We start from the raw sequence: 21,533 nt of genomic DNA, 5'->3' as shown, positions 1-21,533 counted from the left end.
TCGATTTGCAAAAGCAAATAAATTCGATATTGTGACATAAAATACCTAAAAATGGCCATTCTCATGTCGCTATCGCGATCTGCTGTTTCCGTTTTCGATCCCGACCTGACGCTACTTCCTGCGGTCGCCCACAAGCTCGACTTCGCGGATCATGAGGCGGAAGTGCCTCTGCACGTGCATCGCAAGGGGCAGCTGATCCTCGCTCTGCACGGAGCTGTTACCTGCACTGCGGGCAACGAAATCTGGATCGTGCCGCCCAATTGCGGTGTGTGGATTCCGGGCGGCGTGCCCCATAGTGCACGCGCAACCGCCAATGCCCGGCTCAACTATCTGTTCGTCGAACCGGGGTCTGCCAAACTGCCTGAAAACAGCTGCACGCTGGCAGTTTCCCAAATGATCCGCGAAATGGTCGATCGGCTTGCTCGCGAGCGTGCGGACTATCACGCCGACAGCCATGCCGCCCGCATCGCGCGGGTGATCCTCGACGAACTCGTGCAGATGCCGCATGAGCGGTTCAATCTGCCAATTTCCAGCCATCCGAAAATCCGAGCGATGGCAGACGCTCTAACAACCGAGCCTTCCGATCGCAGCACGCTGAGCGATTGGGGGAACCGGGTCGCGATGAGCGACAGATCATTAGCTAGGCTGCTGATACGGGAGACAGGACTGACGTTTGGACGTTGGAGACAGCAACTCCATCTGGTTGTCGCACTTCGTGAGCTCGCAAGTGGTGAGAGTGTTCAGAATGTTGCGGCGACACTGGGATACGATTCCGTGAATTCGTTTATCACGATGTTCAAGAAGGCTCTCGGCAGCACGCCGGCGCAGTATTTTGCGATCCGAAATCCACCGACTGCTAAATCTGCTTAAGTCATGCGCCTGGCACCGGCTGGTGCGGCACAAGAAAAAGTGGCGCAAACGTTTTGCAAGCGATTGAACAGAAGCTCCTACAATCCCAAGCCCCGGTGCCGCCCAAGCTGCCACGACACTGATCCGCCCTGCACAATTCCGGCAACCTCTCGGCCAAGTTGGCGGTCGATGACAGGTCGCCATGGGACAAGGGTGAACTCATGGCTCTCTTCGACAATGGCGAACTTGCCGCTCGATAGGTGGGCGGTCCCGGTGAACTTGCCGCTGACATTTTCGCCATCGGCAGCCGCCCGGAATGGCAATCCTTTGCTCCCGGCCATTTCTGCACCGACGCGGGCCACTTCCCGTTCCCGCAGATTGGCGAGCAGATTGCGCCTATAGAGGATGCGTCCATTCTGCTGCCGCGTGGCATCGCCCTGTGCGACATGATGCTCGCGGCGCTGATCCATCGCCTCGCGCACCTGCTGACCGAACCCTGCCGAGGTAATGTCCGAAGCGCCCGGCGTAACCAGTCGCCGATCCAGCCAGGTCGCACCATCGGCGCCGATCTGCTTTTCCAGATCGAAGGTCGAGACAACGCGGATGCTGGCTTGCCGGTTGCGACCGGCATCATAGGCGGTGGCGCGGCTCTCGAAGTCATCGGGTATGCGCCACTGGTCAGCGTCGATCCGTTCAGCAATGCCAGCGCGGCGCAGCGCCTCCAGTCGCCGGACATGGGCATCGACATAGCCCTCGTAATCACCACCCGGCACACGTCCCTCGAACTTCGCCTGTTTGAGATGGCGGCTGGGCTGGTAGATGCCGCTCTCCGAGATCGCAGCGATGGTGCGATCAGAGGGACGTTGTGCTGTGTCAGCGGGGCCGACTTCCACGATACTGCCGATCCGGGCATCTTCGACGTGGGCCGGATCAATGCCAGGAAGATGGTGTGTTCGCCCGTCAATGCCGTCCACCACAAGCGTCAGGTTCTCGCCCATCTCGTCGGTGAGATATTTGTCCACGACGCGGCCGGTGATGGGTGCTGCGGGTGCTGCATCGTGAAGCTGGAAGGTCATTGGATCACGTTCCTGCCCATCGGCCTTCAGCGCCTTGCGCATGTTGCGGATGATGTCGCCGTGTTCACCGAGTTCACGCAGCGCCGGTTCCATCTTCGCGCCAAGCTCCCAGACGCCGGGTGCATGTTCCGAGGCCAGCCCCATCTTTTCCAGCTTGGCGAGACGGCGCAGGCGAAGTGTGCGGTTGAACTGGCGGTGTGCATCTGACTGTTCATGGCGCAGATCGAGGAACCGTTCGTCGGCCTCCTCGGTCATGGCGCGGTCGATGCGCGTGAAGCGATCCTGATCGATTTCGACAGACAGCTTGCGGCTCTGCTCGATCTCGGTCACGGGGCCGAGTTCCAGCGTGGTCAGTTCGCTTGCCCGCTCACGAATACCATTGGCGAGATAGTCGCCATTGATGACCAGGTTCTCGCCCAGATCGTCCTTCCCCCGAATGATGATATGGACATGAGGATGGCCGGTATTGTGGTGATTGACAGCCACCCAATCGAGTTTCGTGCCAAGGTCGGCCTCGATGCGGCTCATCAGATCGCGGGTGTGTTCGGTGAGATCGGAAAGATCGGCGGCATCTTCGGGGGAAACGATGAAGCGGAACTGGTGGCGATCATCCTTGCCGCGATCAAGAAAGGCATCTCCATCAGCGCGATCGTCGGTCGCCGAATAGAGCTGGCCACGTTCGCCATCACGCGAGGTGCCGTCGCGCTGGATGTAGCGCAGATGGGCAGCCCCTTTGCCGTTCTTCCCCGCGCCCTGGACGTACCGGGTTTTGACGACGACGCGGCGCACGCCAGTCGCACTGTGACGCCACCCGCCCGACAGGGTTCGGGCGCGGACAAAGGCCGCGCCACGGCCCCGCTTGACGCCCGGACCTTTGCCAGCCCGCGACGCATTCCCGCTATTTCCGGCCGAACCAGATGCAGGCGACGAGGACGTCCGGGATGCGAATGATGATGATCTGCCGGTGCTGTTGCTGTGCTGACGCGCCAGCTTCTTCACCTGCGTCAGAAAGCTCTTCGCCTTGCTCGCCTTCGGCACGTCGGATTTGATCCGACCTGGCCTGGGACGAAAGCGGTTCTCGTCGTCGGCGCTCATGGGCGCATCCCATGCCGTTTAGGCACGCAAACGGCAGATATTCGGCTATAGTGCCGGTCAAAACCCAGCAAAGCCAAGGCTTTGCGCCATATCGCGGCACGCGAGACCCAAAAGCAGGGTGCCGTGCGCCGCGCCCCAAAACAGTGTGCAGACAAGGGCTTGCCCAGAAACAGGCCCGACAGGGTGCCGGTTTCCTTTATCTTGCCCTCCGCCTTCCCTGCCCTTTTTGCCCTTCCTGCCGGGGATGCAGCCAGGCGACCCCTTGTCTGACTGCACACCGGAAGCGGACCGAAAGCGCGTGGAGACGCCATGCTCATGGCGCATCTCCATTGCTCGCACGAGCCACGAATATGCCGCCGTCCTGCGGCTCCTGATCGACGGAATCGCGCAGAGGAACGGTTGCGCGGACGTCGCTCGACGGCTGATTGGCCGCAGCCGAATTGCCGCTGGATTGCGCAACGAAGAGCGGAGCTTCGCGCCAATCCGGCGGTGGCGGCGGCACGATCGTCGGCACATCAGGCGCAGCCGCATGCCCGAGAACAGGTGCGAGCGTGGCGACATAGGCGCGTGTTTCTGCGGGCAAAGTGCGACCTGTCGCCAGATGCTCGTCATAGCGACCGGGACCGGCATTATAGGCGGCAAGCATGGCCGCGACATTGCCATAGCGGTCCCACATCTCCCGCAGATACGCTGTACCTGCGAGGATGTTGTCGCGCGGATCGTAAGGATCGCGCCCGAGGCCATGGCGGCTGCGCAGGCCCGCCCAGGTATCGGGCATGACCTGCATCAGTCCCATTGCACCCGCCGATGAGATGGCGCGCACATCGCCCGCGCTTTCGACACGCAGCACGGCCCGTATCCAGTGCTCTGGAATGCCGAAACTCTGTGACGCCTCTACAATGAAAGCAGCATGGGGATGCGGGGTGACAGGCGCGGGTTGCGGCGTGACCTGCGCAATGGCTGGCGTCAATCCGCTGTCAGCCGACAGAAGGGCCGTGAAGAGAAGAAGGGCGCGGGATCGCATGATCTCAGTCCCGATCTTCGCGGGGCCGCGGGCGGTTCCAATGCAGTGACCATGACGAGCCTGCATCGTCGTCGCGGAACAGATTGGCGCGGATCGGCTGCGGCAAAGCGGGATCGTCGAGCAGCACCGAGAGATATTCGCCAGCCTTCTCGCCGGTGCGTCTCCATGCAGCGCCGACCTCGGGGCCGTCATCAGCACCGTGATGGACACGATAGTCCGGCGCATTTTCGGCGTCCGAATGCTCGGCTGGTAGGATGGTAAGCTCACGGAAGAGCGTGAGCGTGTGAACGCGCCCGGAAAAGCCCGTTTCACCGCGCGTGAACAATCCGATCTGCGGCATGAAAAATCTCCTGTTGTTGAGGTTTCGGCGTGGGTTCAATGCGTGGCCGCCCGCCATTCATAGCGGCCATCACCTTCCCCATCGGTCCAGAGCGGGAGCGCCCGGCCGATGACGGAACTGACGGGAACAGGTCCGAAGTAACGGCCGTCGAGGCTGTCCCGGACTTCCCAATTCATGAGGAAGAGTTCACCGTCACCGATGATACGGCAGCCCTGCCAGACCGGCAGATCGCGGCCCATGCGGTCGCGCTCCAGCGCATCCCCCATCTCGACATTATCGACGGCAATGGTCGCACCGTTGCGGCAGACGCGCTGTCCCGGCAGGCCAAGGACGCGCTTCAGCAGCGGCACGCCGCGCCCGACATAACCGCGCTCGACCATGAACCGCTCCAGCGGCTCAGACGGCATGATGGCGACCAGTTCGGGCACTTCGAGCGCATCGGCTGGAGCAACGGTGTAGAAGCCGATGGGCGCGCTGGCGGTTGCATTCCAGATCAGCCGGGTTGGCAGATCGGCAACCGCCGTGGCGACAAGTGTTCCGACAGCCAGTATGGACACGGCGAGGATATGACGGCGGCTCATGGTGCGATCCTCCGGCGGCTGACCCAAGCGGCATGGCGCTCTGGCGTGTAGGGATTGGGTTGCTGACCGGCACTCAAACGGTTGTGGACATGCCGCCAATAGTCCGGCGCAACATCCGCCGGATCGACGCCAAGCGCGTCCACGGCATCTATCAGGGCCAGCACCCGCTGGACCTTCGGCCAGCCGTCGATACGGAGCAGTATCTCGCCGCCAGGACGAACGAAGGGCACGGTCTGGTATGGTTCGCCACGCTTGGCAGCGCGCAGGATGTCGAGCCGCGAAACGATGGTGCCGTAATCGTTGGAGGCCCAGCGGACGAAGGCGAAGATGCTTTCGGGCGCAAAACCGACCAGACTGCGGCGGCGGTCGATGATCTGCTCAAAGCTCTTGCGGCCGAAGCGTATCCATCGCTCGACCTTCTTCTTCTGGAACGTCAATTCGACCATTGTGGTGAACGGTGCAGGCCCGTCTGCCAGCAGATGTTCATGCGCTGCACGCACGGTTTTGTCGGTCATGGCTGGTCTCCTTCGGTGGGTGGAAACTCGCTGACCAGCAGCTCGCGCAGCATCACGGCGACGGTGACATCGCGCCGGAAAGCGGCAACCTTGATGCGCCCGCGCAGTACGGGCGTGATGTCGATGGTCAGGCGGGCGGTGAACGCCTCCGTCGGCGTCTTGCCGGTTGCCGGCGCCTCGGTGGCTCTGACCCAGCTATCGGGATTGCCCGGACGCGATGCGAAGCCGGATTTGACGGGCGGACGTGTCATGGCACGCTCCTCCCGATACCGAGGCCATCGATCTCATCCGCCAGCGCTGTGACCTCCTGTGCGGCCCGTTCACCGCCATCGGTCTCGCAGACCAGCCGTCCGGTCTGTGCGGCTTCGGCGAAGGCGACACGCTGGCCGATCGTTGTGGCCGGCAAGGGCGGATCATGGTCAGCCAGTGTCTCGGCCGTTTCGCGGGCGATGACGGTGCGCGCACCGCATCGGTTCAGCACAAATCGGGCGGCAAGTTGCGGGCGATAGATGCGTGCTTCGTTCAGCAGCGACAGCATCTCGGCCTATGCCCAGCCGTCAAAGGGGGATGGCTGCACCGGGATCAGCAACAGATCTGCCGCAAGCAGCGCTGAGCGCATGAGGCCAGCGACACGGGGCGGACCATCAATGACGACATGATCGGCGTCACGCGCCAGCTCCGGCGCTTCCCGGTGCAGCGTATCGCGGGCCAGGCCGATGACGGTGAACAACCTTGGCAGTCCTTCATGGCTGCGCCGCTCCGACCAGTCGAGCGCAGAGCCTTGCGGGTCTGCATCGATGAGGATGACGCGCTTACCTGCCGCAGCCCAGGCTCCGGCGAGATGCAGCGCCAGCGTGGTCTTGCCCACGCCGCCTTTCTGATTGAGGAGCGCGACGATCATGGCGTACCCCGCCCAGGTCGGCGGGAAGTGGCACTGGCACCGCGCCTCCCATGCGCGCGCGTCAAAGAAGAAAAGTTAGATTCTATGTTAGATTCTAAGTTAGCAGCCGGATTCTGGTTTTCATTCCAGAGACTTGATTGGGGTTCGTGCGCCTGATGTGCCGACAGTGCTGCGCCTGATGTACCGATACCCTTTGCGCCTGATGTACCGACAGCATGCACAATGTTATCCACAGGCACTGTTGATGAATTTTCAGGGCGGATTCGCAGCAGTTCGCGGCGATCTTCACGCAGGATCTTGAGCCTGTAGCCGGGCAGCGGCTGGCGGGCAGCAATGCGGCGCAGGTCGAGCGCAAAATCCGATGGTCGGGCCATGCTGCCGGATTTCTGGTAGAGGTGCACAACCTCGAACAGCCAGCCATGCGGCTGATGTCCGGCATGTTTACGGGCGACACGGTAGAGCCAGCGCTCGATACCGCCGGTCAGCCGGAAATAGTCCGGGTCGATGGTGAGGACGAGCGAACGGTCGAGGACGCTGTTGTAGAACCACTCGGGCAGGACAAACTCCATGCCCTCGACACGCCCGTCGCGGGTGGTCATCTCTTCCCATTCGTTGATCCAGGAGAACTGGCGGCGGCGCCAATGCTTGCCGTTACGGATCGTCGTGGCGACGACGGTGGATTGCAGGCGTGCCAGCGCTGCCTTCAGCAGCAGATATTGGCGATTGCCGGTGTCGCGCCCGATGGCGCGCAACAGATGATAGGGCGTAAAGCGCAAGAAGCGGGATGTCTTGATGCCGTCGTTCTCGGCGGCGACGATCTGGCTCGCAGCCCAGATCAGCACATCGGCATCCCAGATCGTCGCCATGCCGTGTTCAGGCATCCCGAATACCTGCACCTCGACATCGGTGGTCTTGTAGAGGATCGGCTTCGTGCGCGGCGTCTTCGCCAACGAGAAGAAGGGCCGTTCCATCAGATCGCGCTGGTCGCGCGGACTGGCATCGCCAGTTGCGACCACGAACGGATCGAGGTGCCTGCGCTCGCTGCCCCCTTCTCGCCGCAGGGCGTCAAGTTGATCGACGGGCCGCATTCAGAGCTTGCTCCGCTCTTCAGGCGTCAGGGGGCGAGCCGGAAAGACCGTGCCTGCGCCCTCGTCACTGGTGGATTTGCGCGTGCCAATGTCGGCCCAGGACTGAAGATCCTCGACGGTATAGAGGACGCGGCCGCCGATTTTTCGATAGGTCGGACCGGTCCCGTAGGTCCGGTGTTTTTCCAGCGTGCGAAGAGAAATACCGAGGAAACGTGCAGCTTCCTGAGTGCGCAGCATGCGCGGTGGCATTTCCGTGTTGCGGCGCTCGGCCATGAGATCACCTCCGGTTCGTCAGGTTGATGCGGCTGCCGGAGACGGCGGCGCGCTATAGCGAACCATGGGAAGTGATCAGCGGCGTGTAGCGTGCCGCATTTGTGCCCCTGCGCAGACGGCACCCCTGAAATTGGCTGTGTCAGCGCGAAAAGACGTGAGATTTCAGCAACTCAGGCAGGCCGATGCGGATTTGCCCAAGACATCCGCACGCAGTTCGGCTATTAATACAGATGGAGCAGACGCACTGCTCCGGGGGCGTAGTAACCCCTGACTAGCGGTTGGTGTCGGCCGTGACGGCACCATACTCCTTGACCCTATGGTCGGGGAGCCTGTGGCGTATGCAACAGGCTTTCCAGCTAAAGGCCATGGGGCCGTCTAGTCACGGTTACTAACTCCCCGATCACCAGGAGTCAGAGAGTTTTATTGCGGGGGCGAACCGCAGAAACTCTTCTGAAAGAAGGGGAATGACCGTGAAAGCACCCGTCGAACTTGATCCCGATGTGGATGATCTAGCGCCGTCCGGCAATGTCATGACCGCCTATGACGAGCAGCATTTCGTGACCTATCTGCGCCTTCTCGACGCCAAGGCCGAGGATGCGGACTGGAAGGAAGTGGCGCGAATTGTTCTGCACCGCGATCCGGCATCAGATGAGATGCTAACCCGGCGATGCTGGCAGAGCCATCTGGAACGCGCCCAATGGCTGTCGCGGGAAGGTTACAGGCAAATACTGGAACAGGCTGCGGCAAACAGGAATCGGTGAGACTGCCTCATTTGCCCTTTGAGCGCGGACCTGGCTTTACCGGATAATGCAAAAGTAGCCGATAGCCCCCGCGCATCATCCTGATGCCGTGGGAAACAAGACGACGTGCCTTATTCTTGCGCGGATCAGTCTCGAATTCTTCCTTGTTGCCAAGGAAGCCGAGTAGGACTTCGGCAACGGCGCGATAGCTTTCGCCGTGTAGCCGTGCGTCCAACGCCCGTAGCGACAGAAGGTGCCATTGCCGAAGCTGCGCTGGCATGGTGCGAATATCCGGCCCCGGAGAGCGGCCTGTCAGGCACCGCCAGAGGCGGCGGGCAGCATGGGCGCGCAATTCCATGAACTCGTCCATAGGCAGGATTGCAGCATAGAAAGCTGCCGCATCGATCGCGCCCTGCGGCAGCCAGAATTGATGCTCCATCCCACCGATACGCCAGATTGCGTGCCAGCCATCCGGCGCGCGACGCAGGATCAGGCCATCGAGATGTGCGAGAGCGACAAGCCGCCCGCCATCGGGATCGTTCTGCTCGACCGGTGACAGAGTAATCGCCTGCGGATTGAAATGCGGCGACCAGAAAGGCGGTGCGCCGTCAGGCTGCGCGTCGGGGTCGTGTGCGAAATCGTACCCCCCAGCGGGAAACAAAGGCGTCAACCTCTTCTCCCGCGGGTTCTCTCCTCTGCGCGAGTCTCTCGACGTCATGGCGATAGTCTTCGTTACGACGAAGGTATTCCCAGGCGAAACCGGCGGGCGGAAGGTCCCTAATGCGTTTATAGGCCGCCGGATTACGCCAATCTATGCTCTGCATGGCGCGTCCTCCCAAAGCCGGACGGCGCAAGGCCACGTCCGACCTGAAAAGGCTGCGCTATTGAATGGTTTTGCGGTAGCGTGTCTAACGCGATAAGTGGATCGCCTAACCCGATCAATCAATTCGACAATCTTTCGTTAGCACTGTTGCGCATCACATGGGAGACACCCTGACGACATTCCCGCGTCAGTGATCGAAGCCGAATGGCGGAAATGCGCGACTGCGTGATTGCGGCGCGCTCGACAAGCGCGGCCCGCTGAGAGACAAGGCGGTCGCGCATTACGGGCAGCCCGGCGCACACGCCCGTAGCGAGGGGCTGATCGTGGTGACGAACAATATGAAGGAGTTCGTCCGTATGCCCGGCGTGCGGGTGGAAAACTGGGTGTAGCGGTTGCGATGAGCGTGACGGCTTACGCGCACGCAGTCATAAAGGACCCGTACTTCAGACAGGTAGCGGTGATTCAGCGTTTGAATCCAATCTTCTGCTGGCGGCACTGAACGCCTGAAAGTCGACTCCCGCTTTGTCTCAATCAGGATGTCGGCAATGTCGCACGAAATGCTCTTTTCTTTCAATCCATTATGGCTATAATAGCTCCAACTTTGGAGGGGCACATGCAGCACATGTCGGCGCGCGACGCTAAGAATGGCTTTGGTCGGCTGATTGATCTGGCTCGGGCATCCCCTGTCTCCATAGACAAACACGGCAGACCTGTCGTGGTCGTGCTGTCGGTGGAGGAATATGAACGGCTCTCGGCCCAAGCCGAAAAGAACGGAACCAATGCCTGATGGCCACTCATGCCAACCTTGCCAACCTGATCTGGGACATCGCCAATTTGCTGCGCGGCCCTTACCGACCGCCGCAGTATGAGCGAGTCATGTTGCCGCTGGTCGTCCTTCGCCGCTTCGATTGCGTCCTGGCGGATACGAAGGCAGCGGTCGTTGCCGAGGCCAAGCGCCGCGAAGGCAGCAAGATTAAAGGCGATGCGCTCGACAGCAAGTTGAACCAGGTGGCTGGCCATCGCTTTCATAATCGCTCAGAGCTTGATTTCAGAAAGCTTCTCGGGGACCCAGACAACCTCAATCGCCATTTGCAGACCTATATCGACAGTTTTTCCGCCAATGTCCGGAAGATCTTCGAGTATTTCGAATTCACGGCAGAGATTGAGCGGATGCACGAGGCAGGCATTCTGTTCCTGATCGTCAAGGAGTTCGCTGCGGTCGATCTACACCCCAACAAAGTCAAGAATGAGCAGATGGGGCTGCTTTTCGAAAACCTGATCCGGCGCTTCAACGAATTGGCGAATGAAACGGCGGGCGACCATTTTACCCCGCGCGAAGTCATCACGCTGATGGTTGATCTGCTGTTCTACGATGATGACGACCTGTTCGTGAAGGAAGGGGCGGTCCGGACCATACTCGATCCCGCGTGCGGCACGGGCGGAATGCTGGCCGAAGCGCAAGCCTATATGCGGCGGCACAACTCGCCGGCGAAGCTGTATGTCTACGGCCAGGATTACAACAAGCGGGCCTTCGCCACCGCCGCTTCAGACATGCTGATGAAGCAGGTTGACCACAACGGGCACGGCGAGAACATACAGTTCGGCGATACCTTCACCGACGACAAGTTCGCGGAAGAGGGCAAAAACCGGTTCGATTACTTCATCGCCAATCCGCCCTTTGGCGTGGACTGGAAAAAGCAACAGAAGGAAATCGTGGCCGAGCATGAGCGCGGCAAATCCGGCCGCTTCCACGCCGGGCTGCCGCGCGTTAATGACGGGTCGTTGCTTTTCCTGCAGCACATGATCTCGAAGTTCGAAGACTATGCGCCTGCCAAGCAGAAGTACGGCTCGCGTGCTGCCATTGTCTTCAGCGGTTCGCCACTGTTCACGGGCGGCGCCGGGGGCGGGGAAAGCAACATCCGCAGATGGATCATCGAAGCGGATATGCTGGAGGCGATCATCGCCCTGCCGGAACAGATGTTCTACAACACCGGCATTGGCACCTATATCTGGATCGTCACTAACCGGAAGGCCAAGGCCCGCAAGGGCAAAATCCAGCTGGTAGACGCGCGCGAAACCTATGTCCAAATGCGCCGAAGTCAAGGGGACAAGCGGCGCAAAATTGGCGAAGGGCCGGCACTCGAAGGCGATGACCGTCCAGACGAGCCGGACCAGATTGCAGATATCGTCCGCCGCTATGGCCAGTTTACCCCGAGTGAGCAGTCCAAGATCTTCGACAATGACGATTTCGGCTACACCCGCGTCATGATCGAGCGGCCATTGCGTTTGCGCTATCAGATGACGGTGGAGGACAAGGCCCGCTTTCTCGATGCTGCACCGCATCTGCTCGACGATATTCAGGCAATTGACAAGGAGCTTCGTCGCGAACCGTTGATGGATTGGAACGCCGTGTCAGAGACAGTCGAGCGGATTCTTAACGATCGTGAGTCGAAGTGGCGTGCGGCGGACGAAAAGCTGTTTCGCAACGTTTTTACCACCAAGGACGCAAGTGCGGAAAAGGTACGTAAAGGCAAGGGTTTCGAACCAGATCCTGATCTGCGCGATTTCGAGAATATCCCGCTCAAGGTCGATGTCCACGCCTTCTTCGTCCGCGAAGTACTACCCCATGTACCCGATGCTTGGATTGACCGTGCCAAGGACAAGGTGGGCTATGAAATCAACTTCAATCGCCACTTCTACAAGTTCACCCCACCTCGTCCCTTGGCGGTGATCGACGCCGAACTGAAGCAGGCGGAGGATGAAATTATGCGCCTTCTGCGGGAGGTGACGGAGTGAGCAGCGCGCCAGGGAAAAGCATGATGCGCCTCAAATTCGCGGCAACCATCAACGACGAGGCGCTGCCCGAAAACGTCGATCCGGACTTTGAAATCGCCTATGTTGATATCGGCAATGTGGACTCCTCCGGGACCATCCATGAGATTGTTGATTATCGGTTCGAGGCGGCGCCAAGCCGTGCTCGCAGGATCGTGCAGGATGGCGATGTCATCATTTCAACCGTTCGTACCTACCTTCAGGCAATCGCTCCGATCATTTCTCCACCCGAAAACCTGATTGTCTCCACGGGGTTCGCGGTTGTACGCCCTCGTTCGAGCCTGCTCGATCCGGGTTTTTGTCGTTATGCCGTCCGGGAGCCTCGGTTTCTGGCGGAAGTCGAGATGCGATCAACGGGGATCAGCTACCCCGCGATCAATGCGTCCGAAATTGGCGACATTGTGATCGCCTTGCCGGAACTGCCGGTCCAGCGAAGGACCTCCGCATTTCTCGACGCAGAACTGGCCCAAATCGATGCTCTGATCGAGGCCAAGCAAAAGCTGCTGGATCTGTTGGCCGAAAAGCGGCGGACGCTGGTGGCAGAGGCAATCATGCGCGGACTTGACCGCTCCGCTCCCTTGCGCCCTTGCGGCATCGAATGGCTTGGCGATATCCCGGCCCATTGGAAGATCGAGCGGTCCCGATGGCTGTTTAGCGAGCGGGATGAGCGTTCCGACACCGGCGAAGAGGAAATGCTGACCGTCTCCCACATAACTGGCGTCACGCCCAGGTCCGAAAAAGACGTCAACATGTTCGAGGCGGAAACGACGGCAGGATACAAGCTGTGTTTCACTGGCGATCTGGTCATCAACACGCTTTGGGCGTGGATGGGAGCGATGGGCACGGCTCCGATCGATGGCATCGTCAGTCCGGCCTATAATGTCTACTCACCCGGCCCATGCCTACTGCCCGCCTATGTCGACGCACTGGTCCGCATCCCTGTCTTCGCACAGGAAGTTACGCGATACTCGAAGGGTGTTTGGTCATCCCGTTTGCGTCTGTACCCAGAAGGCTTCTTCGAAACCTTCTGGCCGGTGCCGCCACTTAACGAACAGGAACAGATCGTGGCCCACATTGCCGAGGAGCGCACCAAGATCGACAAGCTGGCAAGCGCCACTGAGCGCTCCATCACCTTGCTGAAGGAACGCCGCAGCGCTTTGATCGCCGCCGCCGTCACCGGCCAGATAGACATTCCGGAGGCCGCATGAAGATCACCAGCCTTTCGCTGTTTAACCTTCGCGGCTTTGAGTTCGCCGAGTTCACCTTTAACCCGCAATTCAACCTGATCGCTGGGATCAACGGCGCCGGCAAGAGCACTGTGCTTGACACTATCGGTGCTTGCGCCTCGCATATCCACCGACAGGTTCAGAGCGTCCGCATCAATCCGTTCGGTTTTGACGCGGAAGACATCCGCTTCGGTTCTCCGTTCGCCGATGCCACGATCTACTTCTCGCTGGATGGGCATGAGTGCCGATTTACTTTGCGTGAGTGGCGGGAAGCCGTGGTGCGGGACGACCCCGCCAATATAGAACGTTTGCGGCGTGAAATCCTTGAAATCGAGCGTCCCGGAGAACGTCCGCGAACACTCATGCGAGAGCTAGCAGATACGCTAAGTTCTCCCGAACCAACGCTATTTAACCCTCCAGTTGCCGACATGAAAGGCTGGGCTGCCCAAGAGAGGAGCGCTCCGCTGGTCATGCACTTCTCGACCCGACGATCAATGCTTACAGAGCGTGACGTCGAGGGCTCGAAGACTGTGGCGGCCAAATATCCAGCCTACTTCAACGCCCTTCGCAATTCGATGCTCAGCATTGTGCAAACTGCTGACCGAATGCGCGCACAACGTGTCCAGGCGGCTGAACATCCTCCTTCTCGCCGGGCGGTCGAGTTGCTAGAAGAGGCTATCTCGACTTTTTTGCCGCAATTTTCGAACTTACGCCCGAGTGAGGAAGGACCGCCCAGAATCCTTATCGACTACGAGGGTGTCACGCTCGATATACGTCAGCTGTCGGATGGTGAGCGAAGCGTGCTCGTACTGATTCTCGATATTGCGCGCCGTCTGACCCAGGCTAATCCGACGCTCGAAGATCCGATGCGGGAAGCCGAAGCGGTCATCCTGATTGACGAAATCGACCTGCATCTCCACCCGCAATGGCAGCGCAAGATCGTTGGCGACCTGACGCGGACATTCCCCAACTGCCAGTTCATCGCCACAACGCATTCTCCGCAAGTGATTGGCGAAGTGGCACATGAACAAATCCAGATGATCGATGGCGACAATGTATTCGTACCGTCGCACTCTTTTGGTGTCGATTCCAGCCGGGTGCTGGAAGAATTGATGAACACCGCGCCGCGTAATGCCAGCGTAGAGGGGAGGCTGGCAACGATTGCGAGGCTGATAGACGCTCAAAAGACAGAAGATGCCCGCACAGCCCTGAAGGCACTTGCCGAGGAAATCGGTGAAAGTGATCCTGAGGTAGTCCGAGCCAAGCTTTTACTCGATTTCCTTGAAGGGGACGATGAATGAGAGCCATCGTCAAAGGCAACGAACCTGCGTGCCTTACCCAGCATCGTGCGATTGATCCCACTGACTATGCGAACTACGGCGGGAAAACCGCGCTTCGGGTGGCCTTGGTATCGGAGCAACGCGGGCTTTGTTGTTACTGCATGTCTCCCATAGCCGCAGACGGGCTCAGCATGCGTATCGAGCATTGGCAAAGCCAATCAGGATACCCGAACCAAAGGCTGGTATATGCAAATTTGTTGGCAGCCTGCCGGGGTGGAGAGGGTGGAAATGCCGATCAGTACCACTGCGACAAGCTGAAAGATGACCAGGATCTGAAGTGGAATCCGGCGACGCCAGCCCATGCGATAGAAGCACGCCTCAAGTATCGAAACAACGGCGAGATTGTCTCTGACGATCCTGAACTCGATGAAGAACTGAATACGATACTTGGCCTGAACATTGCGACGCTAAAGAATCGTCGCAAAGGCGTGCTCGACGGCCTTATTAAGTGGTGGCAGATGAAGCAGCCAAATCAGGGCAAGGTCAGAGCAAAAGTGAACCAGTATGAAACTGGTGCAGGCAATCTTGAGCCATACAGTCCCGTCGCAATCTGGTTCTTGAAACGGAAGTTGGCAACATGACCAAAGTGAACCCCGCCCGCCATACAGAAGGTGCGTTCGAGACCGTGATTGAGGACATTCTTGTGGCGAACGGGTGTAGCCTGCTACCATCCGAAAAATTCGACCGGGCTTCCGCTTTGTTCCCCGACCCGGTTATTGACTTCATCCGCGCCACCCAACCGCGCGAGTGGAAGGCACTGGAGGCTTTGCACGGCGACAAAGCGCGCGCCCAGGTGCTGGCCGATCTGGTCAAATGGATTGATGCCAATGGTTCCCTTGCGACGCTCCGGCACGGATTCAAATGCTATGGCAAGACTCTGCGTGTCGCCACCTTCAAGGCTGCTCATGACCTCAATGCAGAGCTAGAGGCACGGTATGCGGCGAACGTTGTTAGCGTCACGCGCCAGCTTCGTTACTCGCTCAGCAACGACAACGAACTTGACCTGGTCCTTAGCGTCAACGGCGTTCCGGTGATTTCGGTAGAGCTGAAGAATGCCATGACGGGATCGACGGTTGAGGATGCCATTCGCCAGTACCGCCGCGACCGCGATCCGCGCGAGCCGATCTTCGAGTTCAAGCGGCGGATACTGGCGCACTTCGCCGTAGATACGGATGCGGTCTTCATGACAACGCGATTGGCCGGTCCGGCCACGCACTTCCTGCCCTTCAATCGCGGGAACGATGGCGGCGCGGGTAATCCTCCTGACCCGAAGGGCCGGAGCTATCGCACGGCTTACCTGTGGGAAGAAGTGCTTCAGCGCGACAGCCTGCTCGATCTGCTGGCCCGGTTCATTCATTTGCAGGTGGAAGAAAAGCGCGATGACGCTGGCCGAAAGGTTAGGAAAGAAACACTGATCTTTCCGCGCTACCATCAGCTTGAAGCTGTCCGCGATTTGGTCGCGAGGGCGAAATCCGAAGGTCCCGGCCACAATTATCTGATTGAGCATTCAGCTGGCAGCGGTAAGAGTAATACCATCGGCTGGCTTACGCACCGCCTTGCGTCGCTGCACGACAGCGCCAATGACCGCGTGTTCGATAGCGTCATTGTCATCACCGATCGCTTGGTGCTCGACAAGCAGTTGCAGGACACGATTTACCAGTTCGAGCACAAGCACGGGGTCGTGCAAAAGATTGATGACAATTCCCGGCAGCTGGCGGAAGCACTCGAAAACTCCGTACCGATCATCATCACGACCTTGCAGAAGTTTCCATTCGTATCGCGCCAATTGGTTAGACTGGCGGAAGAGCGAGGTGATAATGGAAACGGTGTACTCAAGACCCGGAGCTTTGCTGTCATTATCGATGAGGCGCACAGCTCTCAGGGTGGTGAGGCGGCAACCGACCTGAAGGAAGTGCTCGGCGGCCAACGGCTCCGCGAAGAGGCGCAGCGCTATATGGTCGATAATGACAGCGTCGGCGAGGATGAGCTGTTCCGCAGCATGGCGAAGCGCGGTCGTCAAGCGAACATCAGCTTCTTCGCATTCACCGCGACACCGAAACACAAGACATTGGCGGTGTTTGGCAATGGCGGGAAACCAGCCCATCGCTACACCATGCGTCAGGCCATCGAGGAAGGCTTCATCCTCGATGTGCTGAAGCACTACACCACCTACGCGACCTATTTCCGGCTATTGAAGGCAAGTGACGATGATCCGAATGTGATCAGAAAGAAGGCGGCACTTGCGCTAGCGCGTTTCCTGAAGCTGCATCCTCACAATATCGCCCAGAAGACGGAGGTGATGGTCGAGCATTTCCATGCAGCCACCCAGCACAAGGTTGGCGGCCGTGCCAAAGGCATGGTCGTAACCGGCTCGCGGCTTGAGGCCGTACGGTACAAGCAGAGCTTTGACGCCTACATCAAGGCGAAGGGCTATGCGATCAAATCACTTGTCGCCTTCTCCGGTGCGGTCGCCGACGACAAGCTTCTGGATGTCACCTACACCGAGGAGGGGATGAACCTTGGCGTGCGCGAAAAGGAACTGCCGGACGTCTTCGCCACGTCCGAATATCAGGTTCTGCTAGTCGCAGAGAAATATCAGACCGGATTCGACCAGCCGCTTCTTCACACAATGTATGTTGACAGGCGGCTTTCAGGCATCCAGGCCGTTCAGACCCTGTCGCGGCTGAATCGTACTCACCCTTTCAAGGAAGATACGTTCATTCTCGATTTCGTGAACGACCGAAATGAGATTCAAGAGGCCTTCCAGACCTATTATGAAGGCGCAGAAATCGGCGAAGAAGTCGATCCGAACCGAATGTATCACATCAAAGGCGAACTGGATTCAAGCGGCATATACTCCCTGAGCGATGTCGAAATTTTCTCGCAGATATACTTCAAGCCAAAGCTGAAACAGAGCGCTTCCGACCACCAAAAAATGAATGCCATTATCGATCGGCCGGTGTATAATTTCTCTGATCTTACGAAGACGGAGCCCACAGAGGCCGAGGTGTTGCGCGGAAAGATCCTCGCATTTGGCAGTCTCTACAGCTTCCTTAGTCAGATTATTCCCTATCAGGATTCAGATCTGGAGAAGTTGTACGTTTTCCTGCGCCATTTGGCTTCGAAGCTACCAAAGAAGGGCGGCAGCCCGTCATACCAGTTCGATGACGAGGTCAGGTTGGATTACTATCGCCTCCAGAAGGTTAGCGAGGGTTCAATCAGCCTGTCCGATGGGACTGCCAATAAACTCGACGGGCCATCTTCTGTTGGCTCGAAGGTCGCTCGTGAGGAAGAAGTCCCCCTTTCCCGGCTGATTGATGTCGTGAATGACCGCTTCGGCACTGACTTCAACAATGCCGACCAGCTGTTCTTCGATCAGATCGTTGAGGCTGCGATGGCGGACGCCAATTTGCGGCAAGCTGCCATTGCAAACCCAGGTGAAAAATTCGAACTGTTGTTTAAGAATCTGCTGGAAGCTTTGTTTGTTGAGCGCATGGATCAGAACGAAGAGATTTTTGCTCGGTTCATGAATGACAAAACCTTCCAAGGCCTTGTCACGAACTGGCTTGCGACCGAGGCCTACTCAAGGTTGCGTAGATCACATGAATAGACGGGGGAAGATCGCTTCATTGTGGCGGTTCGGTTGCTCCAGACAGCCACTCGCTGGCGAGCACCCGACACATGACCGGGGATCCGTCAGCCCTGAGTCCAGGTCATACTTAGATGGGTCCATGCGAGGCTGAATTCCGCGCGTGGTTGGATAAGCACTGGGTTAAGCCGCCGAACCGGCACGGCGAAGCCACTCTGGCTAACCGACCCGATGAGCCTGCCTGCCTTTAGACGCTTCAGGTAGAGCGATATCACGACGCCGTCCTGCCACGGGACCTCGATCAGGTCACCTTTGCGACCTCGAAAGCTGAAGACCTCTCCGCTGTGGGGATCGCGGCCAAGCCCCTGTTGCACATTCAGCGCTAGGCTGTTAATGCCACAACGCATGTCCATCAGGCCGCCTGCAATCCACACCTTCGCTCCGGTCGGAAAAGCGATCATGACGCGTCCAGAACCGGCAACAGCCGAGCAAGGATAGTTGGATCAAGCGGAGCCGGGATCGTCAGGCGACGACCGTTCGGCAGGCCGATCTCGATCATCCTGTCTTCTTCAGGCCGCGGCGGGGCCGTCTCGAAAGATGCCGCCGGTGGTGGCGAAATCGAAAGCGACACGAAGCCCGTTGACGCGGAAACGTTTAGAAGCCCGCTTCGGTATTTCCGATGCCAACGGGTCAACATTGACCGCAACACTTCATAACACCGCGCCGTGACCGAGCCATGCCGAAAGCCTTGCAGGCTCTCCTCAACGATCCGAACCTTCTCTTCGTCCGACCAATCCAGCCCGCGACCAAGACCGTCGACAGACAAAAGCTCAATGGCCGAAATCACTCTACAGCGCTTGATGATCATCCTTTTTCTACGCCACCGCGTCCCATTCACCGCACAGCGGTGCCGGAGGCCTTCCCAGCGATGACATTCCGGGTTTCCATTGTACCAGCCCCTTCCCGGGGATGGGATGATGGAGACAATGGCGGTCAAGCGAAACAGGATCAATATCGAGGTTACACCCTCGACCGGACCGGAAACGGACCGGCACGATCCTGCGCGCAAAGACGCTGCTCTGATGTCGCTGGCTCGCCTAATTGGTCGCCAGATCGCCCGCGAGCAATTTGAACGCAAGCTGGCTGCAGAGCGCAAAGTACGACGCCACCTGCTTAGCTGACCTGCAAACTCCCTTGCTCTTATACGTATAACACGTATTATATAGGCAGGCTTATTCTACTGGAGTCTGCGATGCCAACCACAACCTCCCTCGAATTCCAGCGTAAGTTCGGAAAGTATCTGAACGAATCTCACCGTGAGCCGGTAGAGATCACGCGACATGGACGGCGCGAGTTTGTCCTGATGTCGGCCGCCCACTATGACGAGCTACTGTCAGCGGCGCAGCGCAGGGACGAGACAGTCGAAGCCGCCTCCAAACCTGAACGGAATTAAGACACCTCCACCGACACGGAGCCTGAAAGGACTGCCAATATGACTCGCGTTGCGCTTTATGCCCGATATTCCTCCGACAATCAGCGTGAGGCGTCGATCGAGGACCAGTTGCGCATCTGCCGCGAGCAGGCGAAGCGCGAGAAGTGGAAAATCGTCGGAACCTATAAGGATGCTGGCATCTCTGGCGCAAGCATGATCCTGCGTCCGGGCATTCAGGCGCTCCTTCAAGATGCGCAGGCTGCACAGTTCGACATCGTGCTTGCTGAGGCACTGGATCGCATCAGTCGCGACCAGGCTGACGTCGCCACCTTCTACAAGCACCTCAAATTTGCCGGCGTTCCCATTGTCACGCTGTCAGAGGGCGAGATCAGCGAGTTGCACGTCGGCCTCAAGGGCACGATGAATGCGCTGTTCCTGAAAGACCTTGCCGCCAAAACCCATCGTGGCATTCGCGGCCGCGTCGAGGACGGCAAATCGGGTGGTGGCCTGTGCTTTGGCTACAATGTCGTCAAGCAGCTTGACGCGCGCGGCGATCCCATTCGCGGCGACCGGGAGATCAACGAAGCCGAGGCGAATGTTGTCCGGCGCATTTTCCGCGAGTTCGCCGCTGGCGTCGGTCCACGCACAATCGCCCGCACATTGAACGAGGAAGGTGTCCCCGGTCCGGCTGGCAAGCTCTGGAGAGACACCACCATCCGCGGCCATGTGAAGCGCGGCACGGGACTGGTGAACAATGAACTTTACATCGGCCGCCTCATCTGGAACCGCCTCCGTTACATCAAGGATCCATCGACCGGAAAGCGCGTCTCACGCCTGAACCCGGAATCCGAATGGATCATCAAAGACGTTCCGGAGCTGCGCATGGTCGATGACGAACTCTGGCATTCGGTCCGTGTCCGGCAGGGCGAGATCGCCGAGAAGTTTGCCAACGTCACCGAAGCCGTGCGCAAGCATCACAAAAAAAACCGTCTGAACGGTACACGTCGGCCGAAGTCCCTTCTGTCCGGCCTGGTGTTCTGTGGCTGCTGCGGAAGCCCCTACTCACTTCGCGGTGCTGATCGGTTCGCATGCTCGAACCACATCAGTAAGGGCGCGTGTTCAAACAGCCGTACGATCCCGCGTGAGGATCTGGAAGCCCGCGTGCTCTCCGGCCTGAAGGACCGCATGATGGCGCCCGAGATCGTTGAGGAGGCGATGCGCGCCTATGCCGAGGAAACCAATCGGCTGAACCGGGAACGCCGCTCCAGCGGCGATGCCTGGAAAGCTGAACTGGCAAAAATCGAGAAGCAGATCCGCGGCATCATCGAGGCGATCAAGGCTGGCATGTTCCATGAGAGCATGAAGGCCGAGATGGACACGCTGGAGGCTCGTAAGGTCGAGCTGACTGAGCGTCTGGCCGAAGCGCCTCAGGACACGCCGGACATCCTGCCAAGCGCCTCGGCGATCTATGCGAAGAAGATTGCATCGCTCACAAAGGCGGTGAACAAGAAGGAAGAGCGTCAAGAAGCGGCCGACAATCTGCGTAGCCTGATCGAGCGAATTTCGCTCACTCCCGGCCCCGAACGCGGCGAAATTTACGCAACGCTACATGGCGAGTTGGGTACGATCGTCAATTGGACAGAGCGCCAAGCCATTGGAAAGGCTGCAAAAACAACAAAACCCGCAGCGGATGCGACGGGAGTGTCGTTATCAGTGGTTGCGGGGGCAGGATTTGAACCTGCGGCCTTCAGGTTATGAGCCTGACGAGCTACCGGGCTGCTCCACCCCGCGTTATTTTTTTCCGGGTTC

At 59.0% G+C, this 21,533-nt stretch carries 23 protein-coding genes, 1 tRNA gene and 3 pseudogenes; 12 read left to right on the top strand and 15 right to left on the bottom strand.

Annotation, left to right across the window (positions count from 1 at the left end; translation table 11 throughout):
* Positions 1 to 51: 51 nt before the first annotated feature.
* The gene (locus J2858_RS13090; RefSeq protein WP_432443352.1) at positions 52 to 870 is read left to right on the top strand and encodes an AraC family transcriptional regulator; all 819 of its coding nucleotides are present in this window, start codon (positions 52 to 54) and stop codon (positions 868 to 870) included.
* A gap of 77 nt (positions 871 to 947) precedes the next feature.
* Here the strand turns inward: J2858_RS13090 and J2858_RS24120 are convergent, their stop codons facing one another.
* From J2858_RS24120 to J2858_RS13045, 9 genes and pseudogenes are all read right to left on the bottom strand, one after another.
* On the bottom strand, positions 948 to 2,180 hold the full coding sequence (locus J2858_RS24120) for a DUF3363 domain-containing protein (RefSeq protein ID WP_281067735.1): 1,233 nt from the start codon (positions 2,178 to 2,180) through the stop codon (positions 948 to 950).
* A gap of 1,153 nt (positions 2,181 to 3,333) precedes the next feature.
* Entirely contained in the window at positions 3,334 to 4,044 is a 711-nt protein-coding gene (locus tag J2858_RS13080) for a lytic transglycosylase domain-containing protein (protein WP_210105270.1), read from the bottom strand.
* Positions 4,045 to 4,048: 4 nt separating this feature from the next.
* Positions 4,049 to 4,384: a DUF736 domain-containing protein gene (locus J2858_RS13075; protein ID WP_210105269.1), complete on the bottom strand. Its 336-nt coding sequence runs from the start codon at positions 4,382 to 4,384 to the stop codon at positions 4,049 to 4,051.
* A gap of 35 nt (positions 4,385 to 4,419) precedes the next feature.
* Positions 4,420 to 4,965, bottom strand: coding sequence for a S26 family signal peptidase (locus J2858_RS13070; RefSeq protein WP_210105268.1), 546 nt, complete (start codon positions 4,963 to 4,965; stop codon positions 4,420 to 4,422).
* Entirely contained in the window at positions 4,962 to 5,480 is a 519-nt protein-coding gene (locus J2858_RS13065) for a DUF2840 domain-containing protein (protein WP_210105267.1), read from the bottom strand. Before J2858_RS13065 ends, J2858_RS13070 begins: the two co-directional genes overlap by 4 nt.
* Positions 5,477 to 5,731 (bottom strand): hypothetical protein, encoded by a 255-nt coding sequence (locus J2858_RS13060; RefSeq protein WP_210105266.1) that lies wholly within the window; start codon positions 5,729 to 5,731, stop codon positions 5,477 to 5,479. The genes J2858_RS13065 and J2858_RS13060 overlap by 4 nt, the downstream gene beginning before the upstream one ends.
* Positions 5,728 to 6,381, bottom strand: a pseudogene (gene parA, locus J2858_RS13055) (ParA family partition ATPase). The gene J2858_RS13060 and the pseudogene parA overlap by 4 nt, the downstream one beginning before the upstream one ends.
* Positions 6,378 to 7,469, bottom strand: a complete 1,092-nt coding sequence (locus J2858_RS13050) for a replication initiator protein A (protein ID WP_210105265.1) — start codon at positions 7,467 to 7,469, stop codon at positions 6,378 to 6,380. Before J2858_RS13050 ends, parA begins: the two are co-directional and overlap by 4 nt.
* Complete coding sequence (locus J2858_RS13045) at positions 7,470 to 7,742, bottom strand: helix-turn-helix transcriptional regulator (protein WP_204157982.1); 273 nt, start codon at positions 7,740 to 7,742, stop codon at positions 7,470 to 7,472. It abuts the gene before it with no gap.
* Positions 7,743 to 8,212: 470 nt separating this feature from the next.
* Between J2858_RS13045 and J2858_RS13040 the strand changes: the two genes are divergently transcribed.
* Positions 8,213 to 8,503, top strand: a complete 291-nt coding sequence (locus J2858_RS13040) for a DNA -binding domain-containing protein (protein ID WP_204157983.1) — start codon at positions 8,213 to 8,215, stop codon at positions 8,501 to 8,503.
* A 7-nt stretch (positions 8,504 to 8,510) separates the two neighbouring features.
* On the opposite strand, the gene J2858_RS13035 is transcribed toward J2858_RS13040, so the two are convergent.
* Entirely contained in the window at positions 8,511 to 9,152 is a 642-nt protein-coding gene (locus tag J2858_RS13035) for a DUF2285 domain-containing protein (RefSeq protein ID WP_348635486.1), read from the bottom strand.
* Positions 9,091 to 9,306, bottom strand: coding sequence for a transcriptional regulator domain-containing protein (locus tag J2858_RS24115; RefSeq protein WP_245366001.1), 216 nt, complete (start codon positions 9,304 to 9,306; stop codon positions 9,091 to 9,093). Before J2858_RS24115 ends, J2858_RS13035 begins: the two co-directional genes overlap by 62 nt.
* Before the next feature lie 253 nt (positions 9,307 to 9,559).
* Here J2858_RS24115 and J2858_RS13030 point away from each other — a divergent pair.
* The 7 genes and pseudogenes from J2858_RS13030 to J2858_RS13000 all read left to right on the top strand — a co-directional run.
* Positions 9,560 to 9,694: pseudogene (locus tag J2858_RS13030) on the top strand (VapC toxin family PIN domain ribonuclease); the annotation flags it as partial.
* Between the two features lie 224 nt (positions 9,695 to 9,918).
* On the top strand, positions 9,919 to 10,092 hold the full coding sequence (locus J2858_RS13025) for a type II toxin-antitoxin system Phd/YefM family antitoxin (protein WP_210105263.1): 174 nt from the start codon (positions 9,919 to 9,921) through the stop codon (positions 10,090 to 10,092).
* The gene (locus J2858_RS13020) at positions 10,092 to 12,101 is read left to right on the top strand and encodes a type I restriction-modification system subunit M (protein WP_210105262.1); all 2,010 of its coding nucleotides are present in this window, start codon (positions 10,092 to 10,094) and stop codon (positions 12,099 to 12,101) included. Before J2858_RS13025 ends, J2858_RS13020 begins: the two co-directional genes overlap by 1 nt.
* Positions 12,102 to 12,121: 20 nt before the next feature.
* A complete protein-coding gene (locus J2858_RS13015) occupies positions 12,122 to 13,345 on the top strand; it encodes a restriction endonuclease subunit S (RefSeq protein WP_210105261.1) in 1,224 nt (407 codons plus the stop codon).
* The gene (locus tag J2858_RS13010; RefSeq protein ID WP_210105260.1) at positions 13,342 to 14,664 is read left to right on the top strand and encodes an AAA family ATPase; all 1,323 of its coding nucleotides are present in this window, start codon (positions 13,342 to 13,344) and stop codon (positions 14,662 to 14,664) included. Before J2858_RS13015 ends, J2858_RS13010 begins: the two co-directional genes overlap by 4 nt.
* Complete coding sequence (locus J2858_RS13005; protein WP_210105259.1) at positions 14,661 to 15,284, top strand: TIGR02646 family protein; 624 nt, start codon at positions 14,661 to 14,663, stop codon at positions 15,282 to 15,284. The genes J2858_RS13010 and J2858_RS13005 overlap by 4 nt, the downstream gene beginning before the upstream one ends.
* Positions 15,281 to 18,313 (top strand): type I restriction endonuclease subunit R, encoded by a 3,033-nt coding sequence (locus tag J2858_RS13000; protein ID WP_245365984.1) that lies wholly within the window; start codon positions 15,281 to 15,283, stop codon positions 18,311 to 18,313. Before J2858_RS13005 ends, J2858_RS13000 begins: the two co-directional genes overlap by 4 nt.
* Before the next feature lie 86 nt (positions 18,314 to 18,399).
* On the opposite strand, the gene tnpB is transcribed toward J2858_RS13000, so the two are convergent.
* Positions 18,400 to 18,753 (bottom strand): IS66 family insertion sequence element accessory protein TnpB, encoded by a 354-nt coding sequence (gene tnpB / locus J2858_RS12995; protein WP_210105258.1) that lies wholly within the window; start codon positions 18,751 to 18,753, stop codon positions 18,400 to 18,402.
* Positions 18,750 to 19,160, bottom strand: a complete 411-nt coding sequence (gene tnpA / locus J2858_RS12990) for an IS66-like element accessory protein TnpA (RefSeq protein WP_210105257.1) — start codon at positions 19,158 to 19,160, stop codon at positions 18,750 to 18,752. Before tnpA ends, tnpB begins: the two co-directional genes overlap by 4 nt.
* Positions 19,161 to 19,266: 106 nt before the next feature.
* On the opposite strand from tnpA, the gene J2858_RS12985 reads away from it, so the two are divergent.
* The 3 genes and pseudogenes from J2858_RS12985 to J2858_RS24325 all read left to right on the top strand — a co-directional run.
* Positions 19,267 to 19,473 (top strand): hypothetical protein, encoded by a 207-nt coding sequence (locus tag J2858_RS12985; protein WP_210105256.1) that lies wholly within the window; start codon positions 19,267 to 19,269, stop codon positions 19,471 to 19,473.
* Positions 19,474 to 19,544: 71 nt separating this feature from the next.
* Positions 19,545 to 19,745 (top strand): type II toxin-antitoxin system prevent-host-death family antitoxin, encoded by a 201-nt coding sequence (locus J2858_RS12980; protein WP_210105255.1) that lies wholly within the window; start codon positions 19,545 to 19,547, stop codon positions 19,743 to 19,745.
* A 39-nt stretch (positions 19,746 to 19,784) separates the two neighbouring features.
* Positions 19,785 to 20,840: pseudogene (locus tag J2858_RS24325) on the top strand (recombinase family protein); the annotation flags it as partial.
* Between the two features lie 3 nt (positions 20,841 to 20,843).
* Here J2858_RS24325 and J2858_RS24320 read toward each other — a convergent pair.
* Positions 20,844 to 21,248 carry a hypothetical protein gene (locus J2858_RS24320; protein WP_348635485.1) on the bottom strand — a complete coding sequence of 135 codons (405 nt, stop codon included), beginning with the start codon at positions 21,246 to 21,248 and terminating at the stop codon, positions 20,844 to 20,846.
* A 190-nt stretch (positions 21,249 to 21,438) separates the two neighbouring features.
* A tRNA-Met gene (locus J2858_RS12970) sits at positions 21,439 to 21,515 on the bottom strand.
* Positions 21,516 to 21,533 lie beyond the last annotated feature (18 nt).

It is taken from the genome of Neorhizobium galegae (assembly GCF_017877135.1).
GTDB lineage: Bacteria > Pseudomonadota > Alphaproteobacteria > Rhizobiales > Rhizobiaceae > Neorhizobium > Neorhizobium galegae_A.
This window is presented reverse-complemented; position numbering and strand designations above follow the sequence as displayed.